The 23,914-nt window shown below is 64.0% G+C and carries 21 protein-coding genes; 18 read left to right on the forward strand and 3 right to left on the reverse strand.

Annotated elements, in window-relative coordinates; all coding sequences use genetic code 11:
- The first annotated feature begins 82 nt into the window (after positions 1 to 82).
- From FIV34_RS10935 to FIV34_RS10955, 6 genes are read left to right on the forward strand one after another with little or no spacing between them, the layout of a single operon-like run.
- Positions 83 to 835, forward strand: a complete 753-nt coding sequence (locus FIV34_RS10935; protein WP_211352626.1) for a c-type cytochrome — start codon at positions 83 to 85, stop codon at positions 833 to 835.
- Between the two features lie 2 nt (positions 836 to 837).
- Positions 838 to 2,088, forward strand: a complete 1,251-nt coding sequence (locus FIV34_RS10940; protein ID WP_211352627.1) for a cytochrome c — start codon at positions 838 to 840, stop codon at positions 2,086 to 2,088.
- Between the two features lie 14 nt (positions 2,089 to 2,102).
- A complete protein-coding gene (locus FIV34_RS20965) occupies positions 2,103 to 2,276 on the forward strand; it encodes a hypothetical protein (RefSeq protein ID WP_170207585.1) in 174 nt (57 codons plus the stop codon).
- A gap of 10 nt (positions 2,277 to 2,286) precedes the next feature.
- The gene (locus tag FIV34_RS10945; RefSeq protein WP_139982628.1) at positions 2,287 to 2,853 is read left to right on the forward strand and encodes a cupredoxin domain-containing protein; all 567 of its coding nucleotides are present in this window, start codon (positions 2,287 to 2,289) and stop codon (positions 2,851 to 2,853) included.
- Entirely contained in the window at positions 2,843 to 4,468 is a 1,626-nt protein-coding gene (locus FIV34_RS10950; RefSeq protein WP_139982630.1) for a cbb3-type cytochrome c oxidase subunit I, read from the forward strand. Before FIV34_RS10945 ends, FIV34_RS10950 begins: the two co-directional genes overlap by 11 nt.
- Positions 4,465 to 5,259 (forward strand): c-type cytochrome, encoded by a 795-nt coding sequence (locus FIV34_RS10955; RefSeq protein ID WP_139982632.1) that lies wholly within the window; start codon positions 4,465 to 4,467, stop codon positions 5,257 to 5,259. Before FIV34_RS10950 ends, FIV34_RS10955 begins: the two co-directional genes overlap by 4 nt.
- Here the strand turns inward: FIV34_RS10955 and FIV34_RS10960 are convergent.
- Positions 5,241 to 6,350, reverse strand: coding sequence for a histidine kinase (locus FIV34_RS10960; RefSeq protein WP_139982634.1), 1,110 nt, complete (start codon positions 6,348 to 6,350; stop codon positions 5,241 to 5,243). The two genes, FIV34_RS10955 and FIV34_RS10960, sit on opposite strands and share 19 nt — an antisense overlap.
- A gap of 675 nt (positions 6,351 to 7,025) precedes the next feature.
- Between FIV34_RS10960 and FIV34_RS10965 the strand changes: the two genes are divergently transcribed.
- From FIV34_RS10965 to FIV34_RS11005, 9 genes are read left to right on the forward strand one after another with little or no spacing between them, the layout of a single operon-like run.
- On the forward strand, positions 7,026 to 9,206 hold the full coding sequence (locus FIV34_RS10965) for a polysaccharide biosynthesis tyrosine autokinase (protein ID WP_425462894.1): 2,181 nt from the start codon (positions 7,026 to 7,028) through the stop codon (positions 9,204 to 9,206).
- A gap of 16 nt (positions 9,207 to 9,222) precedes the next feature.
- Complete coding sequence (gene wcaK / locus FIV34_RS10970; RefSeq protein WP_139982636.1) at positions 9,223 to 10,452, forward strand: colanic acid biosynthesis pyruvyl transferase WcaK; 1,230 nt, start codon at positions 9,223 to 9,225, stop codon at positions 10,450 to 10,452.
- 2 nt (positions 10,453 to 10,454) lie between these two features.
- Positions 10,455 to 11,687: a glycosyltransferase gene (locus FIV34_RS10975; protein WP_139982638.1), complete on the forward strand. Its 1,233-nt coding sequence runs from the start codon at positions 10,455 to 10,457 to the stop codon at positions 11,685 to 11,687.
- 14 nt (positions 11,688 to 11,701) lie between these two features.
- The gene (locus FIV34_RS10980) at positions 11,702 to 13,126 is read left to right on the forward strand and encodes an MOP flippase family protein (protein ID WP_139982641.1); all 1,425 of its coding nucleotides are present in this window, start codon (positions 11,702 to 11,704) and stop codon (positions 13,124 to 13,126) included.
- A gap of 42 nt (positions 13,127 to 13,168) precedes the next feature.
- Complete coding sequence (locus tag FIV34_RS10985) at positions 13,169 to 14,041, forward strand: glycosyltransferase family 2 protein (RefSeq protein ID WP_139982643.1); 873 nt, start codon at positions 13,169 to 13,171, stop codon at positions 14,039 to 14,041.
- Positions 14,041 to 15,270 (forward strand): O-antigen ligase family protein, encoded by a 1,230-nt coding sequence (locus FIV34_RS10990; RefSeq protein WP_139982645.1) that lies wholly within the window; start codon positions 14,041 to 14,043, stop codon positions 15,268 to 15,270. Before FIV34_RS10985 ends, FIV34_RS10990 begins: the two co-directional genes overlap by 1 nt.
- A complete protein-coding gene (locus tag FIV34_RS10995) occupies positions 15,260 to 15,745 on the forward strand; it encodes a serine O-acetyltransferase (protein ID WP_139982647.1) in 486 nt (161 codons plus the stop codon). Before FIV34_RS10990 ends, FIV34_RS10995 begins: the two co-directional genes overlap by 11 nt.
- A complete protein-coding gene (locus tag FIV34_RS11000; RefSeq protein WP_139982649.1) occupies positions 15,742 to 16,563 on the forward strand; it encodes a glycosyltransferase family 2 protein in 822 nt (273 codons plus the stop codon). Before FIV34_RS10995 ends, FIV34_RS11000 begins: the two co-directional genes overlap by 4 nt.
- A gap of 17 nt (positions 16,564 to 16,580) precedes the next feature.
- A complete protein-coding gene (locus FIV34_RS11005; RefSeq protein WP_139982651.1) occupies positions 16,581 to 18,038 on the forward strand; it encodes a right-handed parallel beta-helix repeat-containing protein in 1,458 nt (485 codons plus the stop codon).
- Between the two features lie 21 nt (positions 18,039 to 18,059).
- On the opposite strand, the gene galE is transcribed toward FIV34_RS11005, so the two are convergent.
- Positions 18,060 to 19,037 (reverse strand): UDP-glucose 4-epimerase GalE, encoded by a 978-nt coding sequence (galE, locus tag FIV34_RS11010; RefSeq protein WP_139982653.1) that lies wholly within the window; start codon positions 19,035 to 19,037, stop codon positions 18,060 to 18,062.
- A gap of 3 nt (positions 19,038 to 19,040) precedes the next feature.
- Entirely contained in the window at positions 19,041 to 20,510 is a 1,470-nt protein-coding gene (locus FIV34_RS11015) for an undecaprenyl-phosphate glucose phosphotransferase (RefSeq protein ID WP_139982655.1), read from the reverse strand.
- A 625-nt stretch (positions 20,511 to 21,135) separates the two neighbouring features.
- On the opposite strand from FIV34_RS11015, the gene FIV34_RS21365 reads away from it, so the two are divergent.
- The 3 genes from FIV34_RS21365 to FIV34_RS11025 all read left to right on the forward strand — a co-directional run bounded on the left by FIV34_RS21365 (position 21,136) and on the right by FIV34_RS11025 (position 23,866).
- Positions 21,136 to 21,264: a hypothetical protein gene (locus FIV34_RS21365; RefSeq protein WP_281286815.1), complete on the forward strand. Its 129-nt coding sequence runs from the start codon at positions 21,136 to 21,138 to the stop codon at positions 21,262 to 21,264.
- A gap of 105 nt (positions 21,265 to 21,369) precedes the next feature.
- Positions 21,370 to 22,485 carry a polysaccharide biosynthesis/export family protein gene (locus tag FIV34_RS11020; protein WP_170207587.1) on the forward strand — a complete coding sequence of 372 codons (1,116 nt, stop codon included), beginning with the start codon at positions 21,370 to 21,372 and terminating at the stop codon, positions 22,483 to 22,485.
- Between the two features lie 43 nt (positions 22,486 to 22,528).
- Positions 22,529 to 23,866 (forward strand): UDP-glucose dehydrogenase family protein, encoded by a 1,338-nt coding sequence (locus FIV34_RS11025; RefSeq protein WP_139982657.1) that lies wholly within the window; start codon positions 22,529 to 22,531, stop codon positions 23,864 to 23,866.
- Positions 23,867 to 23,914: the final 48 nt, after the last annotated feature.

The following is a 23,914-nucleotide window of genomic DNA, read 5'->3' on the forward strand; positions in this document are numbered from 1 at the left end:
CCTACGTCACGACGGTTTCAAGCAAGACCGCGAAAGGGTCAGTCTTTACAAAGAAGCCGACCTGTCGCTAGCCATCCGAACCATGAAAACGAGTCTCCGTGCCATGGTGGCGCCGCGCGCGGGCCACCGGAACACTGCGTACCTCATCGCAGTCGCCTTCTGCGGCATGGCCGGTGGCGCGTACGCGCAAGCCACAAGCACGGTGACATTACCGGACACGATCGACGCGCGGGTGATGGCCTGCACCACGTGCCACGGTCACCAGGGCCAGGGCACGAAGGACGATTACTTCCCACGCCTTGCCGGCAAGCCGGCGGGTTATCTCTACAACCAGCTGGTCGCGTTCCGCGATGGCAAGCGCAAATACGCGCCGATGAACTACCTGCTGGAATACCTGCCCGATGCGTACCTGCAGGAGATGGCCCAGTACTTTGCCACCCAGCAGACACCCTTCCCCTCCCTTCCTAAACCCAACGTCACGCCCCAGGTGATGGCGCTGGGCGAGAAACTGGGGCTCAAAGGTGACGATGCACGGCACATCCCGGCTTGCATCGCCTGCCATGGCGTGTCGCTGACGGGCGTGTCACCGGATATTCCCGGATTGCTCGGCCTGCACGCCAAGTACATCAGTGCGCAGCTTGGCGCCTCCCGTTATGGCGCACGCGTGACGGATAACCCGAACTGCATGCAGCGCATCACGGTTCGCCTGTCCGACGCTGACATCGCTGCCGTATCGGCGTGGCTATCCTCCCTGCCCGCACCGCTCAACGCGGCGCCGGCCACCGCGGGGTCGCTCCCCCTGGCGCTGACTTGCGTGCCGGGTGCACCGAAATGAGCATGCCCACACGTACCGTACGTTTCTTCATGGCCCTTTGCATGGTCTTCGCGCTTGCCTGCGGCGCCCACGCCCAGGAAGCGGCCACGGTCGCCCGTGGCGAATACCTGGCCCGCGCCTCGGATTGCATCGCCTGCCATACCAGCCCCGGCGGTAAGCCGTTTGCGGGCGGCCTCGCCATGCCCACACCCTTCGGCACGCTGTACTCGCCGAATATCTCGCCCGACAAGGACACGGGCATCGGCACGTGGAGCGCCGACGACTTCTACAAGATGATGCACACCGGCAAGTCGCGCTCGGGCGAGCTGCTCTATCCCGCCATGCCCTTTGCCGCTTACACGCGCATGACCCGGGCCGATGTCGACGCCATCTATGCGTACCTGCGCACAGTGCCGGCGGTGAAGCAGCGCAGCCGTGATCAGGACCTGCGCTTTCCCTATAACGACCGCAAGCTGTTGCTCGGCTGGCGCACGCTGTACTTCGACGAAGGCGAATACACACCCAACGCGCAGAAATCCGCGGAGTGGAACCGCGGCGCCTATCTCGTCGAAGGGCCGGGCCACTGCTCGTTGTGCCACACGCCGATCAATGCGCTGGGCGGCAGTTCGAAGGCATCCGCCTATGAAGGCGGGCTGATTCCCATGCAGGACTGGTACGCGCCTTCACTGACGTCGAACCGCGAAGCGGGCCTAGGCGAGTGGAGCCTGAAGGACATCTCGGATCTACTGCAGAGCGGTGTGTCGGCACGCGGCGCCGTGTACGGCCCCATGGCCGAAGTCGTCCATAACAGCCTGCAATACCTGTCCGACGCCGATATCCAGGCGATGGCCGTGTACCTGAAGGACCTGCCGTCGTCGCACGCTTCCACGTCGTCGACTTCAGCCCCCTCACACGCACAGGAACCGGAAGCGCTTCGCCTCGCCCCGCTCGGCAAGAAGATCTACGCGGACCAGTGTGCGGTCTGCCATGGCGCCCATGGCGAAGGTCGCGCCAGTGACTTCCCGCCCCTGGCCGGCAACCAGTCCATCCAGATGGACTCGCCGGTGAACCCCATTCGGATGGTACTCAACGGCGGCTATCCGCCGGGGACACTGCGCAATCCGCGGCCTTACGGCATGCCCCCATTCGCCCAGGAGCTGTCGGATGAGGAAGTAGCGGCCGTGGTGACGTATATCCGCACGGCGTGGAAAAACACCGGCACGCCGGTATCGAATCGCGACGTGAACAAACTGCGCGCGGCACCCCTGGACTGACCGAGGCCCTGCCCATGACTGACAACGAGCCGACCGACACCACGCAGGAAGACGCGCGCGTGGACGAGATCGTCCGCAGCGGCCCTCGCGGCGCGCTGGCCGTCGCGGGTATCGCGGTGGCCATCGTGATGGCCATGTGGTTCCTGTTCTATTTCTTCGCCTTCCTTCCCCGCGGCACGCTTCGCTAAAGGCTTCCCCATGGCGCAACCCGCTTCCGAGATGCACGACCACACCGACGTCGCCGCCCGTGTCGAGCGGCGCTGGGGCTTCGTCATGCTCGGCCTCATGGTGCTCCTGGTGGCGATGACCATCTACACCGGCCTGCATGCGGCGATGATGCCGCCCTCGCGCGTCGAGACCATCGACCCCACAACGCTGCACCTGTCAGGCGAGTTCGCCGAGGCCAACCTGGGCAGCGCCTTGCAGCCCGACGGGTCGGTGGTCGTGAGGCTGATTGGCCAGCAGTATTCCTTCACGCCACAGTGCATCGTCGTGCCGGCCGGCACGCCCATCACGTTCCGGGCAACCAGCGCGGATGTGATCCACGGCATGCTCATCACCGGCACCAACATCAACTCCATGGTGGAGCCGGGCTTCATCTCGACGTTCAAGACCACGTTTGATGCGCCGGGGGATCACCTGATGCCTTGCCACGAATTCTGCGGCACGGGACACGAGGGCATGTGGGCGAACGTCAGGGTGGTCGACAAGAACGCCTTTACCCAACTCACCGACCATGCCAGGAGGGCGACCTGTGATCTTTAACAAGCGCCTGGTCCTCGCCCACTTCTGGCTGGCCTTCGCCGTGTTCGGCGTGGCGATCCTGCTTGGCGAATGGCAGATGTTCATCCGCAGCCCGCTGCATGGCTGGCTGCGAAACGCAGACCTGTATTACCGCTCGGTGACCGCGCACGGCACGATCATGGGGTACGTGTTTCCCACGCTGGTTGCCATGGGCTTCGGTTACGCCTTCAGCGAAATCTCGCTGAAACAGAAGCTGGTCGGCCTGCGCTGGGCGTGGGCGGGTTTCTGGATGATCGTCATCGGGACGCTGGGGGCGGCGATTCCCGTGGGCCTGGGCCTCGACTCCGTGCTTTACACGTTCTATCCGCCCATGGTCGGCCATGCCTCGTATTACCTCGGCGTAGTGCTGGTGGTCGTCGGATCGTGGGTCTGGGTCGTCCTCATGGGAGTTAACCTCGCGGTGTGGAAGCGGGCGAACCCGGGTGCCCCGGTGCCACTGCCCATGTTCGCCACCGTGGCGGGTGCGTACCTGTGGGGGTGGACGGCGGTGGGCGCGGCGTCGGAACTGCTGTTCCAGATTCTCCCCGTAGCCCTCGGCTTCAGCTCGACGATCAATGCCGGGCTCGCTCGCGTGCTGTTTTCGTGGACGCTGCATGCCATCGTCTATTTCTGGCTGATGCCGGCGTATATCGCGTTCTACACGATCGTGCCGCGCGCGATCGGCGGGCGCCTTTACAGCGACACGATGGCACGCCTGTCCTTCGCCCTGTTCCTCGTGTTCGCCATGCCCATCGGCATCCACCATCTGTTCGCCGACCCCGAGGTGGGCTCAGGCTTCAAGTTCCTGCATTCGGTGTTCACCGCGATGGTGGCCGTACCCACCTTGCTGACGGTATTCACGATCTGCGCTTCGGTGGAAATCGCCTCCCGCCTGCGCGGGGGCAAAGGCGCCTTTGGCTGGGTCAAGGCATTGCCGTGGGACAACCCGCAGATGCTGGCCCTGGCGCTGTCCTTCGTGCTGCTGGGCTTTGGCGGCGCGGGTGGCCTGATCAACATGAGTTACCAGCTGAACTCCACCATCCACAACACGCAGTGGGTCACGGCGCATTTCCACCTGATCTTCGCCGGTGCCATCGTCATCATGTACTTCGCCATCGCGTACGACCTGTGGCCGCACCTGACGGGCCGTGTCATCGCGGATCTCCGGATGATCCGCACGCAACTGTGGCTGTGGTTCATCGGCATGGTGGTGCTTACCTTTCCCTGGCACTACGCCGGCTTGCTCGGCATGCCGCGTCGCATGGCCTTCTACGACTATACGGCGCCCGGCGGCGATACCCAGGCGCTGACGGTCATGATGTCGGTCGTCGGCGGTGCGATCCTGGTGATCTCGGCGGCGCTGTTCCTCACGGTACTGATCCGCAACCACCGGGCCCAGGCGCTGGATCCGGGGCCCTACACCTTCAGCAAGCCCGTGCATGAGCCGGTGAACCTGCCCTTCGCGCTGAACGGGCTGGGCCTGTGGGTGGGCCTGATGATCGCCCTCACCATCACCAACTACGGCTACCCGATCGTCCAGCTGCTGCAGATGCACGATGCAAAGGTGCCTGCGGTCTATGTGGGAGGCAAACCATGAGCGACGGCTCGCGCTTCGCCTTCCTGCGCAATCGCTGGTTCACCGTCAGCGTGGGCGGTACCTTCCTGGTCTTTGTGTTCTCGTTCGTAGTGGGGTTCATCTGGCTACCTTCCGCCCAGGATGAGAACGCCTTCAGGGGCGTGTGGAATGCGATGTGCGGGGCAGCGGGCGATCCCAGAGGGTGGCTGATATCGACGGAGGCCCCCGTGGCCGCCTCCCACCCGACGTCCACGGTGGTGGTGACGCCTGACCTGCTCGCCAGGCAATCGGCGGTGCTAGGCGTTGGTCGCGGCGCCACGCTCGCCCTGAAATGCACCATGTGTCACGGCACCCGCGGTGTGAGCTCGGCCGATATCCCGAACCTCGCCGGCGTGGACGCGACATCCATTTATAAGCAAATGAGGGATTTTCAGGGCGGGGCCCGCGCTAGCGCAGTCATGAAGCCGCTGGTCGCGGACCTCGGCGACCAGGACCTGCGCGATCTCTCCGTGTTCTATGCCTCACTGCCGCGTGGAAGCGCCCGTGACCTGGGCGCGGCGCCCGACATCGTCGCCGTGGGCGCCCCCATGCGGAACATCGCCCCCTGCGGGTCGTGCCACGGTGGCATGGACAGCAAGCTGGGCGCACCGTGGCTGGATTCACAGCCGCGGGCCTATCTCAAGGCCCAGTTGGAAGCCTTCCATCACGGAACCCGGCGAAACGACATCGGCGAGCAGATGCGCAATGTCGCCCGAAACATGACTGACGCGGAGATCGATGCGGCGGCGGATTATTACGCCGGTAATCGGTAAGCGCCGATGCCATCGCTGGTCACTCGGGCGGAACCGGGATCTACCTTTCCGACGACGATGCCATCGAGATATTCCGCGTGCCGTTCGCGAAGAAACCTCAGCGCCTCCTTCTTCACTGGCTGTGACGCGAGGTGTTCCTGCAAGAACTGAAGGCGGGCGCGATTCTCGTCAAGAAGCTGCGCCCACGTCTTGACGTATACCGCCATGTCGCTCTTGCGATGGATCAGCCCCGACGCGTCAAGAATCCGGCCATTGGCGTACGGCCCGTAGTCATCACTGATGACGAAGAAGTTCCAGTTGACGCCTACCGCTCGGAACCGTTCATCCGCGGCCACCGAGAACGCGTATTCCTCGATCTGGGTGATACACCGCGCGTCGATCTTAACGGCCGGCCGCTTTAACTCGACCACGAGATGCGTGAGCGCGTTCGCCCGATGCCGGCGCGTAGCCTTCGACAGCATGAGGTCGACGATACCCCTCGACTGCGAGATGTGCCCGACGGGCTCGTCGATACACGCCTCGTCGCCAAGCATGCGTCGGTGCGCTCGCAGCACCTCGGTCAACGATCGATCGTCAACAGAAAGCGAAAACTCGTCGCCGAACAGCCAGCAATGGTCCGCAATGATGCCGTGCAGCTCCGACCGCTCCTTGAGGCGCTTCTTGGAATCCGCATGGAAGAGAATGGCTTCAAGGCCGTCCAGGAACTTGAGGCGGTCCGAAACCATTTTTGCCATATTGACGATCGCCGCGAGCGAGGTGTCCTGAAGAAGCTTCGCTAGCTCATCGCGCTTTCCGGCAGGGAGATTGAGCACCTCCGCAAGGATGAGCTGAAGGTCTTCCGGGCTATGCTCGATCACCTGCCTGAGCATCCGGAGTTGAAACTTCTTCGTTTTCAGCGCCGTCGCAGCGAAGTCGGGAAGGTGACGCGCAACGTTCAGTGCGACGATGTCGAATACCTGGCGCTCCACGTTCTCCATGGGCGTCGCGGGTTCATCCGCGTAGGGATAGATCCCGGCTTTCTTCCACTCTTGTACGTATCCGGCCGCACCGAAGGCGGCTTGGGCGCGGCATTGATCCTGTACCGTTTCCATAAAGGGAATTCCTTGTCGGTCGTGCGGGATGTGCACTGTGGCAAGGATTAGCGTCTCGGTCTATGCGACGAATCGTAAATTTCGGCCGCCTACAGATCGCGGCGGAGAAGCCCTACAACGCGGGCAAGGTCACCGACCAGGGAACGAGGCGAGGCCTCGAGGCGTACATCGCCAGTCTCTTTGCGCACTGCGACACGCTGCACGTCCCGACCCGCATTCTTCGGTGGCAACACCCACGATGCATCGCAGCGCATCTGGCTGAATGATGAATCAATTGTTAGTCACGTGTGGATAGCATGAACATGCACATTCACTGAACCATCACGCATTTATCTGGCATCCGACATCTGAAGTGTATTTTGTTGATGCGGTTCGCAGAACAGGCCGTTTTGACTTCCGCGCCCGTGGTCTGCGCAACTAAGCTCAAAGCCTGCGGCACACGAGTCACACGGTCGGGCGGATTTGTCCGACAACATCGACTCCCTATCCCCCATGTGCCCCGTGCGGAATGTGCGCAGCACCTGCTGCGGAACGCTATCTAACGGACGAGAGCCACGAATCCGCGGATTCGTGTCGCATTTGTGTCGGCGATGATCTGCGCTTAGTGAGTCATTCATCAAAACCACGTTATAACCGTTCGGACGGCCATTTCACTTCGGGACAAACTGCCCACGCATGATGACGACGACTGATCAGGCGCGAGACGACGATACCCTGGACCTCAACGCGCTGTTCGGCACGCTTTTGGACCACAAGTGGGTGATTGCTGCTGTCACAGGCGCATTTTTCTTTATCGGCGTGTGTTACGCGGTATTCGCGACGCCGATTTTCCAGGCCACCTCGGTGGTGCAGGTTGAGCAGAAGACGCCTTCCCTGCCCGGCCTGAGTGATCTCACGCAATCGCTTGGGACGACCGCGTCGCAGGCGACCACCGAGATTGCCTTGATTACGTCGCGCCTGGTGATCGGCCAGGCCGCAGACGAATTACGCCTTAATGTGCAGGTCGATCCGCAGCGTTTGCCCCTTTTTGGGGATTATCTCTCGCGCGGACATAAGCCAGGCCAGCTGGGCGCCGTGCGCTTTGGCCTCAGCCGCTATGGCTGGGGCGGCGAAGTGGTCGATATCTTCAAGCTCGACCTCCCCGACGCGCTGATGAACCACAAGCTGCAGCTTCGCGCCGGCGAAAACCATCAGTTCACGCTGCTCGACGATAACGACAAGGTCATTGCCAGTGGCGCTGTCGGCCAGCTGGTGAAGTCCGGCGATGTCACGGTGCAGATTCGGCAACTGGTCGCGAATCCCGGCACGCGTTTCGATGTGGTCGAGCAGCCCATGCTCACCACGGTCAACAAGCTGCAGACCGATATCGTGGCGCTTGAGCAGGGCACGGATTCAGGCATCATCGACCTCACGTACAACAACGCGGACCCCGTGCTTGCGCAGCAGGTGATGGAGCACATAACCCGGGCCTATGTCCGCCAGAACGTCGAGCGCAATTCCGCGGAAGCCGCCAGCCAGCTGCAGTTCGTGAAAGACCAGTTGCCCAAGGTGCGCAATGAGCTGGACCGCGCGCAGGCGGCGCTCAATGTCTTCCAGACCAAGTCCGGCACCGTCGACATCAGCATGCAGACCAAGGGCCTGCTGGACCAGATCGTTGGCGTCGAGAACAACATCCAGCAGCTGCACATGCAGCAGGCCGATATCGACCGCCGCTTTACCCATGACCACCCGGCCTACCAGGCCCTGCAGCAGCAGATGGGCACGCTTGAAGCCCAGAAAGCCGCCATGGAGAAGCAGGTGGGCGGCCTGCCGGATACCCAGCAGGAGCTCCTGAAGCTCAATCGCGATGTCCAGGTCAGCTCCAACACCTATACCAGCCTGCTCAACCAGGCCCAGCAGCTGGATATCGCACGGGCGGGCACGGTGGGTAACGTGCGTATCGTGGACTCGTCGCTGGTGGACGTGAACCAGCCGGTGCAGCCACGCAAGGCGCTGGTGGTGGTCATCGCCACGTTCCTGGGCGGGTTCCTCGCCCTCGCCTTCGTCTTCCTCAAGCAGATCCTGAATCGCGGCGTCGAAGATCCGGCCGTGATCGAAGACCTTGGCCTGCCCGTCTATGCGTCCGTGCCCCTCAGCCGTGGCCAGGCCATCGGAGCGCGCGGGCCACGCGGTGCACGCAAGACGCTGCTGGCCATCGCCGACCCTGCCGACCTGGCCGTGGAAGCGTTCCGCAGCCTGCGTACCAGCCTGCATTTCGCGCGTCTCGAGGCCAAGAACAACATCCTGATGATCACGGGCGCCAGTCCGTTCGCGGGCAAGACCTTCGTCTCCGCCAACCTGGCCGCCGTGATTGCGCAGGCGGGGCAGCGGGTGCTCCTGGTGGACGGCGACATGCGCCGCGGCACGCTCCATCAGCATCTTGGCATCCGTGCCGGCGAAGGCTTGTCCGACCTGCTCGTGGGCTCGCATGAACTGGGCAACATCATCCAGAAAAACATCGTGCCCAACGTGGACTTCATCAGCCGCGGCCGCGTGCCGCCCAACCCTTCCGAACTGTTGATGCACGAGCATTTCACCGCGTTCATCGGCAGCGTCGTACCGCAGTACGACCTCATCATCATTGATACGCCGCCGATCCTGGCCGTGACAGACGCAGCGGTGATCGGCCACCACGTCGGTACCAGCCTGCTGGTCGCCCGCTTCGGGCTCAACAAGGCCCGTGAGCTGGCGCTGGCGCAGCAGCGCTTCGAACAGAATGGCGTGGAACTGAAGGGCGCGATCTTCAATGCCGTCGAGCGCCGCACGGCAGGGTACGCCGCCTACGCGTACTACAAATACAGCACCGAACCTACGTAAACCTGGCCGCCTACACATGACGCGCATACTCATCGTCGGAAACCACACATGCGGCAACCGCGGCGACGGCGCTATCCTTCGTGGCCTGCTGGAATGCCTGGAAAGCGCGGTGCCCGGTAGCCGGATCGACGTCATCAGCCGCTTCCCGACCAGCTCGGCGTGGCTGCTCGGCCGCCAGCTCGAACCGGATGTCCTGAACGGCTACTACCACGACGCGAGCAAGCAACGCGGTGGCTCACTCAAGGCCAAGGTGCTTCGTCGCTTCGTCCCGTGGCTGCTCCACGGGCACATGACGGACACGTGGTGGTCGCGGGTTATCCCGCTGCCGCGTCGTCATCGCGACTATATCGAAGCGATGAAAGCCTACGATCTCGTCATCCAGGTGGGCGGCTCGTTCTTCGTGGACCTGTATGGCCCCACGCAGTACGACCACTCCTTATGCGCCCTGCTGGCGAAGCGGCCGATCTACTTCATCGGCCACAGCGTCGGGCCTTTCCAACATCCGCTGTTCCGGAAGATCTCCCAGGACGTGATGGCGCGCATCGATGCGCTTGCCCTGCGCGAGGAAGTCAGCTTGAAACACATGGCCGATGGCCAGATCCCCGCCGACCGGGTCCGCGCGGCCTCGGACACCGCCTGGCTGGTGTCCACGGGCGAACCGGCGGCACTGCATGCACGCCCGACCGTCGCCGTGACCTTCCGCGAGCTGGCGCCGTTCGATAAACGCCTTGGCATCAGCCAGGACACCTACGAGACCGCGTTCGCCGAGCTGCTCGACGCCGTGGCCGACGCGGGATACCAGGTGCACGCCCTCTCCACCTGCACGGCGATCGACGGTTACCCCAAGGATGACCGCATGATCGCCCTGCGCGTGCGTAGCCGCATGCGCCGCGCGGATGCCATGGACGTGGAGATGGACGAACTCAACGACGTCCAGCTCGGCGATCGCTTCGCGCGGTGCGTGCTCACCATTGGCACCCGCCTGCACAGCGCCATCATGTCCATGAATTTCGGCACGCCCGCTGTTGCGCTTGCGTACGAGCACAAGAGCGAGGGGGTGATGCAGCGCCTCGGCACGTCGGAGCTGTCGATGCCGGTGAAGTCGCTGCTGGATGGCACGCTGAAGACCAAGGTGCTCGGCCTGCTGCAGGACGACACCTTGCGGCCTCGCGTCGCTGCCGCCGTGGCGCGGGAAAAGGCCTTCGCACGCGAAGCCGTGCTGGCGACGCTTGGCATCGGGTCCTGACCGTGACGGTGCTCTTCGTCCTCCCGGAGTTTCCACGCTACTCGGAAACGTTCGTGATCGACCAGATCGTTGGCCTGCTTGACCGCGGGTTCGACGTGCGCATCCTGGCGGTAAGCCGGGGTGCGTCGCCCACGCCGGGCGACGTGGTCGACAGCCGCGGACTCATGGAGCGCGCCACCTTCATCTTCGACCAGTCGGCGAGCGCCGTGCGGCGCTGGAAACTTCTGGTCGGACGGCTCGGGCAGGTGGTGCCCGGCCTGGGGCAGCACCGCGTGCGCCGTGCCCTCTCCGTGCGCCGATACGGCCACGTCGCGCGCAGCCTCGCGCTGGCCGGTGCGGCGCGGCGGCTTTCGCAGCCGATCAAGGCGGACGCGATCATTGCCCATTTCGGCCCCACCGGCGTCCTGGCCGCGCACCTGCGCTCGCTTGGGCTCATCGAGGGGCCGCTTTACACTGTGTTCCACGGGTTCGATCTGTCGCAACACAGCGTACTCGCCCGCCATGCTCGGGATTACCAGACGCTGTTTACCGCTGGCGACCGCATGCTGCCGATCAGCACGCGCTGGCAACGCAAGCTTGAGGCCATGGGCTGCGCCCCGGAAAAGATCCAGGTGCACCGGATGGGCGTGGACCTCGACAGCTTCCCGTTCGTCGCCCGTGCGGCTGCCGTCCGCGCCTCGGGCAGCCCCCTGCATGTCGTCACCGTGGCGCGCCTGGTCGAGAAGAAAGGCGTGATGTACCTGTGCGAGGCCGTGGCACGCGCGGTAGCGCAGGGTGTGCCGGTGGACCTCGAGATCATTGGCGACGGCCCCCTCCAGGCCGACCTTGAGGCCTTCGTGGCCTCACGCGGTCTCGGCGAACACATCCACCTGCGCGGCCGCCGGGAGAAAGCCTTCGTGCAGGCAGCGCTCCACGCCGCCGATGTGTTTGCGTTGCCGAGCGTCACGGCCGCCGACGGTGACCAGGAAGGCATTCCCGTGTCACTGATGGAAGCCATGGCGGCCGGCGTGCCCTGCCTGTCCACCGTGCACAGCGGTATTCCGGAACTCATCGACGACGGCGAGAGCGGCTGGCTCGTGCCCGAGCGGGATGCCGGCGCCCTGGCCGAGAAGCTCATCGCGATCCAGCGCGGCGACTACAACCTGGCACAGATCGCGCGCCATGCCCGCGATACGGTCGAGGCCCGTTTCAATCAGCGACAGCTGCACGACCAGCTGGCCGCGCAGCTGGCCTGACAGGAGACGCGACGATGCCTTCCGTACGCCGCGACGCCGCATGGACCGCAGGATCCACCGTGGTCAGCGCGCTCAGCCAGTTGCTGCAGATAGCGCTCCTGGCCCATCACGTCGATGCGCACCTGCTCGGCGCGCTGGCCATCGTCAACGTCGTCAACGCCATCGCCACCCTACTCCAGGACATGGGGCTGTCGAGCTACCTGATCCACCGGCAGGCTATCAGCCGGCCGGAGCGCACCTCGCTGTTCTTCATCAGCGTGGGGCTTGGCGTGGTCTCGGCCGCCGTGCTCTTCGTGTCGTCCTATGCGGTCGCCGATTTCTACCAGTCCGACGTGCTGGGGTCGCTGCTACGCCTGTCCACGCTGAACTTCGTGATGCTTGGCCTTGCCGCCCAGTACCAGGCCAGCCTGATCAAGGCGTTCCAGATCCCCCGACTGGCCCGCATCGAAGTCGTGGGTCGCCTGTCCGGACTGGCCACGCTGGTGGTGATTGTGCTGGGGTTCGGTGCGTCCATCGAGGCGGCGGTGTGGGCGATGATCGTCAACAGCTTCGTCCGCCTTGCGCTCTTCGTGGTCGCGGCCGAGCGCGACTGGCACCCGGGCCGCGAGTTCGACCGGCCGATTATCGGGGAAGCCCTGCGCTATGGTGCCTTCCAGCTCGGCTCACAGGTGATCAACCAGCTGCGCAGCCAGGCGGATCAGATCGTCCTCGGCAAGTTCCTCGGCCTGGCCTCGCTGGGCGTGTACTCGCTGGCCAAGGAACTGGTGCTGCAACCCACCAAGCTGATCATGCCGGTGGCGCAACGCCTGGCGCTGCCCCGCCTGGCCACCTTGCAAGGCGACCCCGCCGCCCTGCGCCGGATCTACCTCCTCGGCCTGCGCGGCGTGTCCCTGTTCAGCGCCACGGTCTTCATCGGCCTGGCCGTGGCGGCACCGCTGGCGGTCACCCTGCTCTACGGCCACCGCTATGACGGCGTGGCCCACCTCATTCCGCTGATGCTGCTGTTCGGCATGCTGCGCCCCCTGGGCTCGCTCATCGGCGCGCTCAGCCAGAGCCTGGGTCGCTCGGATGTCGAATTTGCCTGGAACCTGAAGATCTGTGGCATCACGCTGGTGGTGAGCGTGGCCGGCGCGATGTCGCGCTCGCTCGAGACCATGGCCGTGGCGCTCGCTTTCAGCCAGGTGCTGTCCACGGTGCTGTCGTATTACTTCTTCTCGTCGAAGATCATCAGCATCACGCCGCGCGACTTCTTCAGCGCCTGGACGCTGGAAAGCGTCGTGCCGTATGCCTTCCTGATGGTCGCGGTGGCGATCTATCCCGCCGACGACTGGAAGGCCTGCGTCGTCCGCTTTGTGTTCGCCGCGCCGCCGCTGCTGTGGGTCGCCTGGCGCAACCGCAGCGTTTTCCTGTCCCGTTACGCCACGCCGGTGGGTGCCTGAGATGCACGCCTGCCGCCTTCCCACCCCAGGAGCGAACACGCCATGGCGCTGGTAAGTGTCTACATCCCCACGCGTAACCGCTCCGCCTTGCTGCGCCGGGCGATCGACTCCGTCCTGGCCCAGAGCTACGACGAGATCGAGATCCTGGTGTGCGACGAGGCCTCGGAAGACGACACGCCCGACGTCGTGGCCTCGTACATCGAGCGCTACCCCGGCAAGTTCACCTACCTGCGCAATGACACGCCGCAAGGCGCCTGCCGCGCGCGCAACCGCTGCATCGAGCACGCCCGTGGCACCTACGTCACCGGCCTGGACGATGACGACTTCTTCCATCCGCAGCGCGTGGCCTGCCTGGTCGACCTTTACGTCACCCACGCCCCGTCATTCGCCTGCACGCGCTTCAAGTACTTCCAGGATCAGCAGCAGGTGGACATGCTGCGCGACCGCCGCTACTCAGCGGCCGAACTGGCAAAGGCCGATGAGCTCACCCTGCCTGCCCTGCTCTACGCCAACCACGCAGGCAACCAGGTGCTCACGGAGCTGTCGCGGATGCGTGAGCTGGGCGGCTTCGACGAAGACATGCCGAGCTGGCAGGACTACGACATGTGGATCCGCCTGGCCGACCGTTACGGTACGGCCGTGCGCTCCCGCCACCTGCTCTCCTTCGTCGACGACGACCGTAGCCGGGCCCGCATCCGCAACTCGAACAAGCGCGCCGAAGGCAGCCAGCGCTTCATCGCCAAGCATGCCGGCCTGATGAGCGCCGACCAGCAGCGCAACCACCGCAACATCCAGTACGTGATGAACCGGGAGCGGCCGCCGCTGCGGGACATCGCCCGCAACGCCTCCCTGGGCGGCTACAAGTCCACCATGAAGGTGCTGATCCACAAATTCTTCGGCGTGGCGCTCGGCTGATGGTGCTCAACAAGACCCGGGCCACGGCGATCACCCTCATGGCGATGATCTTCGTCCAGATTCCGCTTGGGCACAGCACCACCAGCAAGACGCATATCAACGTCTACCATCTCCTGCTGCTGATCATGCCGGTGCTCTACCTGCCGGCGGCGAGGTACCTGAAGCTGAACCCGGCGACGGCGTTCATCGCCGTGGTGACGACGACCTCGCTGGCGGCCGCCGCCACGTACGGTGGCGGCCTGCGCTCCACCCTGATCGTCTTCGTGGCGTCGTCCTATTTCCTGGGCATGGTGTTCGGCCACAAGCTGGCCGAGATGGAGCTGCGCAAGATCTTCATCTGGATGCTGGGCTGCTGCTTCACCTTCCTGATCCTGCGCGACATCGCCTACGCCAATGCCCTTGGCTCGATCTATACGCGAAGCGAGACAGCCTCGAGCGTGCTGTACATGTCCACGGGCGGCCGCAACATCGAAGCCAGCCTGCTGGCCTTGCTGTCCATCCTGCTGATCGGGACCCGGGCCTATCCCATCGCCGCCGGCATCGCCTTCCTGACCAGCGCCACCATGCTCTCGCGCGCCGGCCTGATCGGCGCCGCCGTCTCCATCTTCATTGCTGCCTGGCGCATGCGGAAGACCCGGCATTACTACTTCTACACGTTCTTCTGCGTGGCGATGGTGGTACTCGTCGTCGGCCTGATCCTCTCGCAGGTTATCGATGTACCGGTGCTGGACCGCTTCAACCTCCAGGCCGAGACCCAGCTGGAACACAAGAACGTGGGCCGCCTCGCCCTGTGGACCAATGCCGGCGTGGCCCTGAAACAAAACCTGCTCGGCTACGGCGTGGGCAACGGCGTGCCGATCATGGAGCAGATCTCGGGCCTGAAGTTCGTGGAAAACAACGTCCACAACATCTACCTGCAGTTCCTGCTTGAGGGCGGCCTGCAGTCAGCCCTGCTCTTCCTCGTCATGTGCGCCCACATCCTGTTCTCGAAGACCGAAGGCCAGAACACCAACGTGAAGGCCTTCCTGCTGCTCTACCTGATGCTCGCCTGCATCGAGTTCAGTGGCTACGAAGCGTACTTCTGGTTCTTCGTCGGCATGTTCTACGCCCGCCAGGAGGTACGCCACCGGCGCCTGAAGGCGGAAGCGGGCGAACACGAAAAAGCACGACGGGCCTGGCTACGCAGCAAGGCACCTATTCCCCTGCCGGAGCCCGCCCATGCTCAGTGATTTTCGCGCGGACGCCCGTCGCCTGAAGGCGATGCCCGGATGGCGGGGCATGATCTGGTGGATGCTGGACCAGTCGTTCTGGGTGATCCTCACCTATCGCGTCATCGCCAGCGCGCGCGGCACGGTGTTCCACACGCCGCTGCGGGTGCTGGAGAAAGTCGCCGAGTTCATCTTCAAGAGCTACGTGCCAACGACAGCGACGATCGGCCCGGGGCTGGTGATCTTCCATGCCTTCGGCGTGATCATCAACGGCAAGACCACGATTGGCCGCAACTGCACGCTGTATGCGCGCGTCTGCATCGGTAACCGCTTCCCTGGTGACGGCACGCCCGTCATCGGTGACAACGTCACGATTGGCACGGGCGCCTGCATCTTCGGGCCCGTGGTCATCCCGGATAACTATGTGGTGAAAGCCAACGCCGTCATCACCCCCTCATCCCTGAAAACCCACGCCCCCCTAGGAACATCGTCATGAGCGAGGCTGAGAAGCGCCTGTCGATCATCATCATCACCTGGAACGAGCTCGCCAACCTCGAGCGCTGCCTGCTGTCCCTCATGGACAAGGTGGATTTCGCCCTGGATGAAGTGATTGTGGTGGACAACGGCTCACGGGATGGCAGCGCCGAATTCGTCGCCACCCTTCCGCAGATCCGTTACTTCCCGCTGGAGACCAACCTTGGCGTGGGCCCGGCGCGCAACCGCGGCCTGTTCCTGTCCCGCGGCAAGTACTGCATGACGCTGGATAACGACACCATCTTCCTGACCAGCGACCCCGGCGCCGTCGTGGACACGTTCTTCCGGGAGCATCCGGACGCGGGCGTCGTCGGCTTCGAGCTGCTGAACGTGGACCGCACCCGACAGGACTCCACGCGGCGCTTTCCGCGCTTCTACCAGCCCATCGCCGCGCGGATCCCGGCCAGCCGCAAGCTGGGTTTCGTGCAGCGCGAGCTGGACCGCCACCTCATGACCGACACAACGTTCGAGAACGAGGCCGATCCGATGGAAGTGGACTACGTCCTTGGCGCGAACCAGACCTTCACCAAGAAGACCGCCGCGCTGCTGATGGGTTACGACGACCGGATCTTCTTCGGCCCGGAAGACGCGGAGTTCTGCGTACGCACCCGCAAGCTCGGCTTGCGCAACTATTATTCGCGGCGCATCTCCATCGTCCACGACTACAAGCGGCGGACGCGCAAGTTCTCGAAACTCGCCATCAAGCACCTCGCTGGCTTCGCCTACATGCTGAGGAAGCACGGCGGCGTGTACCGCTATTCCCTGAGTGAGCGTCGCTGACGCCACGGAGGCTGCCCATGGACCGCCGGACTTTCCTGCGCCACACCAGCCTCGCGCTGGCCATGCTCGCGATCTATCCGCTACGCCACGTCAAGGCCGCGGCCGCCAAGCGAACGTTCTACGTTGACGCCCACGCGGGTGACGATGGCCACGCGGGCAGCAGCGAGGCGCAGGCCTTCCGCAGCCTGGACCGGCTGAACAAAGAGACCTTCGCCCCGGGCGATCGCATCCTGTTCAAACGTGGCGGCGACTACCCGGGGGCATTCCTGCCGAGGGGTTCGGGTAGCGCCGGCGCGCCGATCGTGGTGGATGCCTATGGCCAGGGTGCGCTGCCCCACCTGCATGCCGACGGCAAGGCGCCATCGACGCTCCGCCTGCAGAACATCGAATACTGGACGGTGCGCAACCTGGAGATCTCGAACCAGGGGCCACAGCCGGCAGCGAAACGCACGGGCGTACACCTGTTCCACCAGGATGCCGGCGTCGTGCATGGCATCACCTTGCAGGGCCTGCACGTCCGTGATGTCAACGGCGTGCCGGTGAAGAAGGATGGCGGCGGTAGCGGCATCCTCATCGAAGCCAGGGGCGCCAACAAGCCAACCCGCTACGACGGCCTTACCATTGCCGATAATGTCCTGGACAATGCCCAGCGTGACGGCATTCTCTTCCTTGCCGCCGGCAGCCGGAAGGGCGGCCTGGGAACGGGCGTGGTCGTCCGCGGCAACCGGATCACCCGGGTGCCGGGAGACGCCATCCTGATCAAGGGCTGCGATGGCGCCCTGGTCGAGCACAACACGGTCAGCCAGTGCGGCCCGCTCCCACGTGGTGAAGCGGCCGCCGGCATCTGGCCGTTCGACTGCGACAACACCACCATCCAGTACAACGAGGTCAGCGACCACAAGGCCTACGCGGATGGCCAGGGCTTCGACGCCGATTTCCACTGCCGCAACACGGTGATCCAGTACAACTACAGCCACGACAACATCGGCGGCATGGCACTGGTCTGTAACGACGGGCGCAGCGCGGGCGACATCGGCAACTCCGGCACGGTCGTCCGCTTCAACGTCAGCATCAACGACGCCCTGCGCAAGACCGACAGCGCGAGCCTGCGCATCTCTGGGCCCGTCGATGGCAGCCAGATCTACAACAACATCATCATCATCCCCGAGAAGCCCATCGCCGGCGCCGAGGTGACGGTGTTCAAGGCTACCAGCTGGAAAGGCGTGCCGAGCAGCACGGCCATCCACGACAACATCGTCGTTTCCCCGGCGTCCCCGGGCATCGATATGAAGGTGGCGCAGGCCACGCGCCTGGCCGAGAACCGGATGGATGCGACGGACCACGCCATGCTGCAGCGCTTTCGTGATCACCGGCCCACCCTGGCCCAGGTTAATGCGCTGGTGAAGTCCTGCTTCGCCGATGGCAAGGCCGTACCCGATGCGATGACCCGCATCGGGCAGCTCGCCGGCGCCTGACCCGAAACCGAAGCCCCGCCGTCAGAAGCGGGGTTGCAGGTGCCAGTTCCATGCGCTGGCGAGGATGTCCTCCATTCGCGCCATGGCGGGCTGCCAGCCCAGCTCGTCGCGCGCCTGCTGGCTCGAGGCGACCAGGGTGGCGGGGTCGCCGGCCCGACGCTCGGCGAACTCGTGCGGCACCGGTCGCCCCGTCACCTTCTCCGCCGCCGCGATCACTTCGCGAACGCTGAAACCTTCACCGTTGCCCAGGTTGAAGGTGAATGCGCCTTCGTTGCGCGCCATGTAATCAATGGCCAGCATGTGCGCCGAGGCGAGGTCGCTGACGTGGACGTAGTCACGTACGCAGGTGCCGTCGCGGGTGTCGTAGTCCGTACCGAACACCTTCAGGCCCTTGCCCTGTCCCAGCACCGCTTTCAGCACGTTGGGGATAAGGTGTGTTTCGGGGTCGTGGGCCTCGCCGATGGAACCACACGATGACGCACCCGCGGCATTGAAATAACGCAGGGCCACGGAGCGGAGCCCATACGCCTTGGCAGCATCGGCCAGAACCTGCTCGATCATCAGCTTGCTTTGGCCGTAGGGATTGATGGGCACGGTCGGGTGCGTCTCATCAATGGTGTCCGACACCGGGTGCCCGAATACCGCTGCCGTCGACGAGAACACGATGCGATCCACGGACGCATGTCGCATCGCCTCCAGCAGCGAGATCGTATTGCCTACGTTGTTCTCGTAGTACGCATACGGATCGGTGACGGACTCGCCCACCAGCGAACGCGCGCAGAAGTGCATCACCGCATCGAAACGGTGTTCCGCGAACACCCGGGCGAGCTTGCCCGCGTCACCGATATCCCCGTGCACCAGCGGCACCCCCTGGGGCACCGAGCCTCGGTGCCCCGTGGAGAGGTTGTCGTACACCACCACGTCGTGGCCGTTATCCAGCACGTAGCGCACCATGTGCGAGCCGACATAGCCCGCGCCACCACAAATCAGGATCTTCAAGGTCTACTGCGCCTCTTCTACGACAACGACGGGCGTTTGCGGAGCGGTGGCGGCCTCAGGTGCGGCACCGGCCACCAGCCCTGTCCGCGACGATGACTGCTTTTCACTGTGGACGAAGCCCTTGAACAGGGTCATGAAGATGATCCGCAGGTCGAAACCGAGCGACCAGTGGTTGATGTAGTAAAGATCATGCTCGATGCGCCGGGTGAGATCGGTATCCCCGCGCCACCCATTCACCTGGGCCCAGCCGGTGATCCCGGCCTTGACCAGGTGCTTGTGCATGTAGCCGTCGATCTCCCCCTTGAACTGCTCCACGAACATGGGCCGCTCAGGGCGCGGGCCGACGATGGACATGTCTCCACGCAACACGTTCAGGAACTGCGGCAGCTCATCCAGGCTGGTCTGGCGAATGAATTTGCCGAATCGGGTGGTGGTCTTGTTCTGCGCACCGCCCCACGCGACCTTGCCGCTTTTCTCCATGTCCACGGGCATGGAGCGGAACTTCATCATCTCGAACTCCTTGCCATCCAGGCCGATGCGGCGCTGGCGATAGAGCACGGGGCCGGGGCTGGAGAGCTTCACGCCGATGGCAAGCGCCAACATCAGCGGCGAGATCATGAGCAGGATACCGGCGGCCAGCACGCGGTCTTCGATGTTCTTCACCAGCCATGCCTGGCCTTCCAGCGGGCTGGTGCGCAGCGTAACGATAGGCACGCCGCCGCAATCTTCCATCTGGTGGTTGATGAGCTGCCGGCCGAGCAGGTCCGGCACGAGCTTCACCGTGACCACGAACTGCTCCATGCGGTCCATGGCGTAGGTGATCGCGCGATTTGCACTCACCGGCAGTGCGATGAGCACCTCGTCCCATTCACCGCGCTGGAGGATGTCTTCGAGTTCAAGGAGCGAACCTGCGAGCGGAACGCCTTCGGGCACGCCGTGGTCGTAGCTCGTTTTGACGTACGCGGTGATATCCATGCCCAGTGCGGCATTGCCACGCACCTGTTCAAGCATGTGCAAACCTGAATCGGTCGCACCGACGAGGAGACAGCGTGCAATACCTTCGCCACGCTCACGAAGGCGACGCAATGCAACAAGCGCGATGAGTCGTACCAGCGCGAATCCGACAAGCCCAAGCGCGAATGTCAGCAACACCCAGCCACGTGAGAACGTGTCGCCGAGTTTCAGCAGATATCCCATCACCATGAGACCGACAAACGACGCAGCCCACGATGCTGCGATGCGCAAATATTGACTGATCGGGCGTTCGCCAAGCGGTTGCTCGTACACACGCAAGCCCATGGATATGACCAGGGTCATCAGCACGAGCATGACCATGGCAGCCGCGTAGGTGCTGTCCATGGCTGCGCCCTCAAAGCGCACCAGATGGGCCACGTGGGCCGCGGTGACCGCCGTCATCAGGTCACCCGCATGAAGCTCCAGATCAACTAAAGCGTTGATTTTTTTCAGTTGCATGACAAGTACCTTCTGCCAGGCGACACGGCCCGCAAAGCGGTCGTATCAAGGTACGTGCCCCCTGTAGCACCGGCGAGGCTCCATCCAGGATCTCGTATCGGTCCAACACGCGTTCGGCCGATTCCGCGGAGCCACCGGAATCGGTTTTGTTCACCACCATCGCAACACCGCGAGATGAGAGGATGCTGCATGGCCACGAAATTCGCCGCAATCGCGTATCACGTAAAAGCTGACACGAGTCACAGAAACAGTGGATGAATTTTGACGTTCAGCGGAATGACTTGCTTGTTGTCACGTCAATAGCGGTGAATGATGATGCGTGTTGCATGAACGTACGCGTTCCTGAACACGCAGCGTGTGTATCGCGTAGCACGCATCTCTTCGCCACAGCGCGATTCGACATTGCAGGAGAAAAATCATGAAGCGTCTGCTCATTGCATGCACCATCCTGGCTGTTGCTGCACCACTGTGGGCGCAAACGCAGCGCGCAGCGCAACCGGCCGCAGAAAATGGAAATGCCGAAAATACTCCTGCGCAAGCGCCGCGCGTCGCCACTCCGACGCAAGCACGACACGCGTCGCAAGGTGCTGTAGCGCCCGCACGCGTCGGCCCCGGCACAGCTGCCATGGCAGCGGCAACGGGTGCAACCGCCAACTCCGCAACGGGCACGGGTAACGATGGCACCGGCGGTACGGGTGGCACGGGTGGAACCGGCGGCACGGGCGGCACAGGCGGCACGACGGGCACGCACTAAGTTGGTGCGTAAGGAAATTGGACGTCCAGACGTCCGATGCGTTCCCGATCGGTTAATGCTGGGTCGGTTTAAGTAGTGGAGTTTCACCCTAGGAATCCGCGCACGATGAAGTTCCTGCCGACCCTCGGTCTGGCCGGATGCTGCCTGCTTCTGCACGCCTGCGTCCTCGCACCCGGCCAGCACATGAACACCGGCGAGCTGAACGACAAGGAGAGCGCCGCTGGCGCGCGTTACCAGCTCGTCCCCATTACCCCCAAGCTGATCGCCATGGACAAGGCCTCGGCCACCCCGGCCGGCCTTGATCCCGAGCTGACCGCCTACAAGCCCGACGACTACCATATTGGCCCGGGCGATTCGCTTTACATCACGGTATGGGAGCATCCCGAGCTCACCTCACCGGCGGGGTCCCAGCAGCAAACCGCCGCCAACGGCCGCCTGGTGCGCCCGGATGGCACCCTGTTCTACCCGTATGTGGGCCAGATCAAGGCCACGGGCCTCACCATCGAGCAGTTGCGGGTGGAGATTTCCGACCGGCTGACCAAGTACATCGCCAAGCCCCAGGTGGATATCAGCATCGTGGGCTTTGCGAGCCAACGCGTCACGATGGGCGGCGCATTCACCAATACGTCCCCGCAGAACATCACCGTCGCGCCGCTCACGCTGTCACAGGCCGTGGGCGCGGCAGGCGTCAACGCGCAGCTGGCGGACCTCTCCAACGTCGTGCTTCGGCGCGACAACCGCGAGTACCACCTGAACCTGGACGCGCTCTCCCATACCTTGCAGGGCGGCCAGGATGTGTACCTGAAGGGCGGTGACAGCATCTACCTGCCCTACAACGATAACCACGAGGTCTACGTCCTGGGCGAGGTACTGCGTCCGCAGGCCATCTCGTTCAAGACCACGGATCTCAGCCTCACGCAGGCCCTGGGGCGCTCCGGGGGCCTCAACCAGACCAGTTCAAACGGCAAGGCGGTGTATGTCATCCGCGGCGTCGAGAACATGGAGAAGGCACCTGCCTCGATCTTCCAGCTCGACAATTCGTCCCCCGCCGCCTTCGCGGTGGCGGCGCAGTTCGCGGTGAAACCCGGTGACGTGATCTACGTCGGCCCAGCCGGCATTACACGCTGGAACCGCTTCATCAGCCAGCTGCTCCCGCTCTCGGGCCTGATCAATAACGCAGCGACCGCCCAATACAACCTCGATCGCGACAGTCAGTTGTAGCGGAGGCGCCGGAGACATCTTTCCCGCACTACAGGCGACATGAATGAAGGTCACTATCTTTGGTACCGGTTACGTGGGTTTGGTTACCGGCGCCTGTCTCGCGGAAATGGGCAACCACGTAGTCTGCGTGGATATCGACGAAGCCAAGGTGGAGGGCCTCAAGAAGGGCGTCATCCCCATCTATGAACCGGGCCTCGAGCCCATCGTCACGCGCAACCACGCGGCCGGTCAGCTCGATTTCACCACGGACCCGGCCTCGGCCATTGCGCACGGCGAGATCATCTTCATCGCCGTCGGCACCCCGCCCGACGAGGACGGCAGTGCCGACCTGCGCTACGTGCTTAGCGTGGCACGCACCATCGGCCAGCACCTCGACCGTTACGCGGTGGTCGTGAACAAGTCCACGGTACCCGTGGGGACGGCCGACAAGGTCCGCGATGCCATCGCCGAGGTACTCGCTGGCCGCGGCGAAGGCATCGCCTTCGACGTGGTATCCAACCCCGAATTCCTGAAGGAAGGCGACGCCGTCGAGGATTGCCTTCGCCCGGACCGGATCGTCGTCGGCGCCTCGAGCGATCGCGCGGTGGGCCGCTTGCGCAAGCTCTACGCCCCGTTCAACCGCAACCACGACCGCATGGTGGTGATGGACGAGCGATCCGCCGAGCTGACCAAGTACGCCGCCAACGCGATGCTGGCCACCAAGATCAGCTTCATGAACGAGATCGCCAACATCGCCGAACGCGTCGGGGCGGACGTGGAGCTCGTGCGCCAGGGTATCGGCTCCGATCCCCGCATTGGCTACCACTTCATCTACCCGGGCGCCGGCTACGGTGGCTCGTGCTTCCCGAAGGATGTGCAGGCGCTGGAGCGCATCGCCCGCGCACACGACTACGACGCGCGATTGCTCGCCATGGTCGAGGCCGTGAACCACACGCAGAAGACCCGTCTGTTCGCGCAGATCCAGCGCCATTTCAACGGCGACGTCGCTGGCAAGACCATCGCGTTGTGGGGCCTGGCGTTCAAGCCGAACACCGACGACATGCGTGAAGCGCCGAGCCGGCGACTCATCGAAGCGCTCTGGGAAGCAGGGGCCAAGGTTCGCGCCTACGATCCGGAGGCCCGCGAAGAAACGGCACGCATCTACGGCACGCGTGATGACCTCGTCCTTTGCGAGTCGCCGTACGATGCCCTCAAGGGCGCCGATGTCCTCGCCCTGGTCACCGAGTGGAAGGCTTTCCGCAGCCCCGACTTCGCGCGGGTGAAGGCGGCCCTGAAGGAACCCGCCCTGTTCGATGGCCGCAATCTCTACGACCCGGCCACGGTGGAAGAGGCCGGCCTCGCCTACTACGGCATCGGCCGCGGCCGCTCACTCCAGCGCTAACGAACCAAGGCGCGCGCCGGTGAACCGGCGCGCGCCTTGCCGTGATCC

Origin of the sequence: Luteibacter pinisoli (genome assembly GCF_006385595.1) — a bacterium.
GTDB classification, from domain to species: Bacteria; Pseudomonadota; Gammaproteobacteria; order Xanthomonadales; family Rhodanobacteraceae; genus Luteibacter; species Luteibacter pinisoli.

Coding starts and splice junctions, on each gene's coding strand:
- FIV34_RS11020 (WP_170207587.1), top strand. CDS start 21,370: ATGAAGTTCCTGCCGACCCTCGGTCTGGCCGGATGCTGCCTGCTTCTG.
- FIV34_RS10955 (WP_139982632.1), top strand. CDS start 4,465: ATGAGCGACGGCTCGCGCTTCGCCTTCCTGCGCAATCGCTGGTTCACC.
- FIV34_RS20965 (WP_170207585.1), top strand. CDS start 2,103: ATGACTGACAACGAGCCGACCGACACCACGCAGGAAGACGCGCGCGTG.
- FIV34_RS10945 (WP_139982628.1), top strand. CDS start 2,287: ATGGCGCAACCCGCTTCCGAGATGCACGACCACACCGACGTCGCCGCC.
- FIV34_RS10960 (WP_139982634.1), bottom strand. CDS start 6,350: ATGGAAACGGTACAGGATCAATGCCGCGCCCAAGCCGCCTTCGGTGCG.
- FIV34_RS10985 (WP_139982643.1), top strand. CDS start 13,169: ATGGCGCTGGTAAGTGTCTACATCCCCACGCGTAACCGCTCCGCCTTG.
- FIV34_RS21365 (WP_281286815.1), top strand. CDS start 21,136: ATGGCAGCGGCAACGGGTGCAACCGCCAACTCCGCAACGGGCACGGGT.
- FIV34_RS10940 (WP_211352627.1), top strand. CDS start 838: ATGCCCACACGTACCGTACGTTTCTTCATGGCCCTTTGCATGGTCTTC.
- FIV34_RS11000 (WP_139982649.1), top strand. CDS start 15,742: ATGAGCGAGGCTGAGAAGCGCCTGTCGATCATCATCATCACCTGGAAC.
- FIV34_RS11025 (WP_139982657.1), top strand. CDS start 22,529: ATGAAGGTCACTATCTTTGGTACCGGTTACGTGGGTTTGGTTACCGGC.
- FIV34_RS10935 (WP_211352626.1), top strand. CDS start 83: ATGAAAACGAGTCTCCGTGCCATGGTGGCGCCGCGCGCGGGCCACCGG.
- FIV34_RS10990 (WP_139982645.1), top strand. CDS start 14,041: ATGGTGCTCAACAAGACCCGGGCCACGGCGATCACCCTCATGGCGATG.
- FIV34_RS11005 (WP_139982651.1), top strand. CDS start 16,581: ATGGACCGCCGGACTTTCCTGCGCCACACCAGCCTCGCGCTGGCCATG.
- FIV34_RS10965 (WP_425462894.1), top strand. CDS start 7,026: ATGATGACGACGACTGATCAGGCGCGAGACGACGATACCCTGGACCTC.
- FIV34_RS10995 (WP_139982647.1), top strand. CDS start 15,260: ATGCTCAGTGATTTTCGCGCGGACGCCCGTCGCCTGAAGGCGATGCCC.
- FIV34_RS11015 (WP_139982655.1), bottom strand. CDS start 20,510: ATGCAACTGAAAAAAATCAACGCTTTAGTTGATCTGGAGCTTCATGCG.
- FIV34_RS10980 (WP_139982641.1), top strand. CDS start 11,702: ATGCCTTCCGTACGCCGCGACGCCGCATGGACCGCAGGATCCACCGTG.
- wcaK (WP_139982636.1), top strand. CDS start 9,223: ATGACGCGCATACTCATCGTCGGAAACCACACATGCGGCAACCGCGGC.